At 42.5% G+C, this 5,343-nt stretch carries 5 protein-coding genes; 2 read left to right on the forward strand and 3 right to left on the reverse strand.

What is annotated here, in order from left to right; all coding sequences use genetic code 11:
• Positions 1–523 precede the first annotated feature (523 nt).
• Positions 524–1,693, forward strand: a complete 1,170-nt coding sequence (locus Q0438_RS05250; RefSeq protein WP_299188190.1) for a sugar transporter — start codon at positions 524–526, stop codon at positions 1,691–1,693.
• Positions 1,694–1,803: 110 nt separating this feature from the next.
• Here the strand turns inward: Q0438_RS05250 and Q0438_RS05255 are convergent, their stop codons facing one another.
• From Q0438_RS05255 to Q0438_RS05265, 3 genes are all read right to left on the reverse strand, one after another.
• Positions 1,804–1,962, reverse strand: coding sequence for a hypothetical protein (locus Q0438_RS05255; protein WP_297914619.1), 159 nt, complete (start codon positions 1,960–1,962; stop codon positions 1,804–1,806).
• Between the two features lie 145 nt (positions 1,963–2,107).
• Positions 2,108–2,767: a GntR family transcriptional regulator gene (locus tag Q0438_RS05260; protein ID WP_297914622.1), complete on the reverse strand. Its 660-nt coding sequence runs from the start codon at positions 2,765–2,767 to the stop codon at positions 2,108–2,110.
• Positions 2,768–2,829: 62 nt separating this feature from the next.
• Entirely contained in the window at positions 2,830–3,807 is a 978-nt protein-coding gene (locus Q0438_RS05265; RefSeq protein ID WP_299188193.1) for an asparaginase, read from the reverse strand.
• Positions 3,808–3,947: 140 nt separating this feature from the next.
• Here Q0438_RS05265 and Q0438_RS05270 point away from each other — a divergent pair, with 140 nt between their 5' ends.
• A complete protein-coding gene (locus Q0438_RS05270) occupies positions 3,948–5,222 on the forward strand; it encodes a citrate transporter (RefSeq protein WP_297917328.1) in 1,275 nt (424 codons plus the stop codon).
• The last annotated feature ends 121 nt before the right edge of the window (positions 5,223–5,343 follow it).

The following is a 5,343-nucleotide window of genomic DNA, read 5'->3' on the forward strand; positions in this document are numbered from 1 at the left end:
AAAAAATAAAACTAAGTTGAAATTTTATTCATTCAGATAAAAATTTTCATTTAAATCTCGCGCTAAATTTAGCCGGCGGCGCGCTCGTTTATTCTTACGGCGCGATTATTTGCTGCGCGGCGAGCTCTCAAATACAGCGCGAAATTTTACCGTGGAATTTTACCACCGCCCTGACAAACGCTATGTGAAATTTAATCTCGCTCGACCGAACACACAAGAAATTCCATGAGCTGCTCCGCCAAACATAGCGCATATTTATATTAGATTTTTAGAGGCTAGCTACGGAGTAAATTTCGCCGAGCGCGGCTTTGTTTTTTGAACGTAAAATTTTATTTTCACAGCCGCGCAGAGGCTAAATTTAGCTATAATTCCCGCTTGAAATTTAGCCTGGAGCGTGCACGCAAATGCAGCGCGCAAAATTTTAAATTTTAAAATTTAAAACACAGCCTCGTAAAAACCGCAAAATGCGCCAGGCTTATAGTCAAAATTTAAAAGTGGAATTAAAAGTAGAAAGAGAAAACCGATGAACGTCCATAAAATCGCTTATACGAGAGTTGTCGCGTTAGCGTTTGCCGCCTTTATTTTTAATACGACGGAATTTATCCCCGTGGCCCTGCTAAGCGACATTGCGGCGGATTTTAAGATGGATGTTACGAGTACGGGCCTAATCATCACGATCTACGCGTGGGCGGTGAGTATCCTTTCGCTGCCGTTGATGCTACTTACTTCAAAGCTTGAGCGTAAGAGGCTGCTTTTGCGGCTTTTTGTGCTGTTTACGCTAAGCCACGTCCTGGCGGCCATTGCGTGGAATTTTGCCGTTTTGGTAATCGCGCGACTGGGCATCGCGATTTCGCACGCGATCTTTTGGTCGATCACCTCATCGCTCGTCGTGCGCGTAGCGCCGATAAATAAAGGCTCTCAGGCCATCGGCATGCTCGCTCTTGGCACCTCGCTTGCGATGGTTTTAGGGCTTCCTTTGGGGCGCGTGGTCGGCGAGCTTTTTGGCTGGAGGATCACGTTTTTCGCAATCGGCGCGCTTGCGGCGGCCGAGGCGCTGTTTCTTTGGAAAATTTTACCGTTTTTGCCAAGCAGGCGCGCGGGCTCTCTTGCGAGTTTGCCGATGCTAGCAAGGCGCCCGATGCTGCTTGCTTTGTATCTGCTGACGTTTTTGATCGTAGGCGCACATTTTACGACCTACAGCTACGTCGAGCCCTTTGTGGCGAAATTTAATCCCGCAGGGGATCACTTCGTAACCTACGTCCTGCTTGCGTTCGGTGCTTCTGGTATCGCTGCGAGCGTGCTTTTTTCGAAGCTTTACCGCTCATTTCCGAACGCATTTTTGATCTGCGCGATTCTTTTTATCCTAGCCTCGGTGCTAACGCTAAAAGCTTTTGCCGCAAATGACGCGGCGCTGCTGCTCGCAGCTTTCGTCTGGGGAGTGGGGATTTTCGGCTTCGGACTCTGCTTGCAGATTAGGGTTTTGGCGCTAGCTCCCGACGCTACCGATGTCGCGATATCGATCTATTCGGCGATCTACAACGTAGGCATCGGCGGCGGAGCGCTTTTGGGGCATCAGATCGCAACGAGCTTCGGGCTTGAATACATAGGCGAGGCGGGCGCAATACTGGGCGCGCTAGGGCTTGCAAGCTACCTCTACGCAAGCGTGAAATTTGCGGAGAAAAATAGCGCGTAGGCTTAAATTTGCGAAAGAGCTTCGGCGAGATTAGCGCGCGCTTTTAGTTGGCGCTTTAAAACGGCAGTTTTATGGGTCTAAATTTTTAAAAATTTATCCCTCGCGACCAGCTAAATTTGCAGATAAAATTTAACCTCGCGCCTAATTACACCGTTTTTAATATGCGTTTCTTGCAATGACACGTCTTTGCCGTCAAGCGCAATATCCGAAGTGCTTAAATTTAGCGTCGGTATCGTTGCGATCGATAAAACCTTAAGATTTTTTATCAATTCTCCCTTGATATAATTTATGCGATTTTAGAAGCTATTTGATCGGGAAATGTTTTAGTTGATGTAAAAATAGGCATAAATTTAATCTCGATAAGAATTTAACAAGTTTGTTGCGACGCGAATGCTACACTTTGTAAAAAAATACTTAAAGGCTATTTTTTATCGCATCTTCTAAAATATTTTTCGTCTTATTAGTATGTGCTGTGTTGAGATGAACTAATTTTTTTAAGTCTTTTTTCTGATACGCTTCTATTATTGCCCTGTGTTCCTCATTTGAGGATTCTATATGGGATTTTTTATAAAACAAAGACAGTGAAACATATGGGATTGCCGCCATTATAAGGGTTTCGACGATATTAAATGTCCTACTACCGCTTTCGCTCTGCCAAAAGCATCGATGAAAATTGGCATTTAACAAAGCCCATTCGTTTAAATCCGTGCAAGTTTCGATCTGTTCTTGGATATTAATTGCTTTTTGTAGATACTCAGTATCATATTTTTCAAACGCATCCGTTATAAGTTTGCTTTCCAATAAAATTCTGAGTTCATAAATTTCTTTTGCTTCCTTGTAGCAAAGCCCCTTTACAATTGCGCCTTTAAACGGATCGAAACTGATTAGCCCTTTTGCCGTCAGAATTTTTAGCGCTTCCCTTACCGGCGTAGCGCTAACGTTAAATCTCTTTGAAATTTCATTTTGTTTTAGCTTGGAGCCGGATTTTATATTTCCGTTTAAAATATCTTGACTAAGACTATGGACTATAAATTCTGTTGTGGTGATAGGACGATCCGAATTGAGATGTATCATTTATTCTCCGTTTTTTAGGAGTATTATACAAAAATAATATAAAAACAATCCAGATCGATGCCTCAGAAATTTCCAAATTCTTTTTTTATCTGTTCCAAATTCATGTTGTTTGCCAACAAAAGCATCAACAAAAGCCTCGCTTTAATTGGCGATAACCAGCCGGACATTATACAACCGATACTTTGTAAATCCATCTCCGAGCCCTTATAACCGTATGTCTTAGTAGCGCAGATCCCGCTACCTGTGCGAGAAGCGACGACGACCGGAATTTGAGCATCTTTTAGCTTGTCCATCATATCATATGATACGTGTCCGGCACCTACGCCACTAATTACGATACCGCTAAAATTAGCACGCACAGCAAGCTCAATCATCTCGCCGTCACAACCCAAATAACTTTGTATAATCTCTACTTTAGGAAATTTAACGCTAGGCAGGGGATAAATTTTACGAGATACGGCAGGAGCTATAAATTTTACTTCATTCTCTATCACAAGCCCCTGAATACCGGCATTGATTGATACAAAAGTTTGTAGAGAAAAGGTATTACTCTTGTGAACCCATAATGCACTATGGATCGTATCGTTTAATACTACTAGTACGCCCCGATCTCTGCTTTGCGGACTAATGGCAGTTAGCACGCTAGCGTATATATTACCGGCGCCATCCGAACTGATAGAGTCAGCATTTCGCATAGCGCCGGTAAGAACTAACGGAGCATGCTCATCCCAAACTAAATTTAGAAAGAATGCGCTTTCTTCTAGCGTATCGGTTCCTTGTGTAATAACCACGCCTGCTGCCCCTTTAGCTATCTGCTCTTTCGCCCATTTATAAACTTCTACAAGATCTTGTACCTTTAAACTACCACTAGGAAGAGCCAGCAAGGTTTTGGCCTCTATTTGCACCATCTCCCTCAAAGCAGGTACTGCACCTACTAACTGCTCTGCGCTAAAGCTAGGTTTAACTCCGCCTTGTCCACCGTTCGCGCTCATACAAATCGTACCGCCCAACGCACCGACTGCAATTTTTGGCTTTGACATTTTTTACTCCTTCACTTTTTTTTAGTTTGGGAAATTATACCATATTTTAAAATTTTTCAATACAAAATACTAAATATTATATATAATTTTTTAAAAAAATGTTATAATGCCCAAAGAAATTTCTTAAAAAGGAGTTAACAATGTTAGTCGCGGCTCAATGCGTTATGATTTTTACGCTTATCTTAATGATAAGTGGTAAGACGCCGTTATATACTACGGCTATAGTCGGTTCGGCAATTAGCGCGCTAGTAGCAGGATTTCCGGTAGCAGGACCAAAAAATATCGTATCTTTGGTCTCTCTTATTAACGGAGGTTTAAATCCGGTTATTGCCGATATGACAGGAATTTTAATGTTTATCGGCGTTATGCAAGCCAGTGGTTTCATGGATGTAATTATTCGAAGTATTGTAAGACTAGGAAATAAGCTGGGCGGGGGCGTAGGTGTAGCGACTGCCGGAGGTATAGCGGCAGCGGTAATAGGTATGCTTACCGGTTTTACGCAACCGGCTATCACTGCGGTCATAACCGGTACGGCATCCGTAAAGCTTGGAGTAGATCCTAATAAATCTGCCGGTATCCATGGACATGCTGGTATTTTAGGCAACTACGGCGGTTTTACCCATCCTACACAAGTAGCCGTCGTAGCGGTATCGAATATCGGATTCGGACTAATTAACGTTATAGGTACGTTCGTCGGACTTTGTGTTTTTGCCTGCGCTTTTTTTAGATTAAAAAGAATGCGAAGCGGCACAACGCTTAGTAAAGAGGATGTCGAGCGCATTTCAAAAGAATTTGAAGCAAAGGCTGACGAAGCTCCGGTTTGGAAAGCGTTTTTGCCTTTTATTGTACTTTTCATCGGCTTTATTGCGGGATTTCCAGTTTTTGTAGTAGGTATTGCAAGTGCGATTATTACGATTTTACTTTCCGTTTTAAATTTTCAAGAAGGCGAGAAAAATATGCTAGAAGGCGTCGGCAAGATAGCTACTCCGCTTGTAGCTACGATAGGCTTTTTATTTATGAGCGGTGTTATAAAGCAAATCGGATTGGCCGATCTTATCGGTCAAATTTTTACTCCGATGCTGACTCATGCACCTATACAAAGTATGCTAATAGTATCGGCGTTAGCAGGTTTTGTAACCCAGAGTAATGCCGCGTCAGTAGCCATAACCATACCATTTTTGCAAGCCGCTCTTTCGCTAGGCACAGCGACACCTTTATCGTTAGCCGTTATGGCTGCAGGTGGTAGCGCTATGATGCAATACTATCTCACGGGAGGTCCCGTCGCAGCGCTAGCAACCGTAATTCCGGTAATCCCGGGATCGGAATTAAAAGCGGCAAATAAATTCCAACGTCCAAATATGCTATTTGGACTATTGGTATTATTCATTTTGTCATTTATGTTTTCGATATTTTAAATTCATATAAACCGTCGGTTAAATCTAGCCGACGGTTTAGCTTTGACCTATTATTAAACCTAAATATTTTATAAAATTTGGCAGTGTGGTAAATTTATACTGTTTAAATTTCATTTTATAA

The sequence above is a fragment of the uncultured Campylobacter sp. genome, assembly GCF_938030785.1.
GTDB lineage: Bacteria > Campylobacterota > Campylobacteria > Campylobacterales > Campylobacteraceae > Campylobacter_B.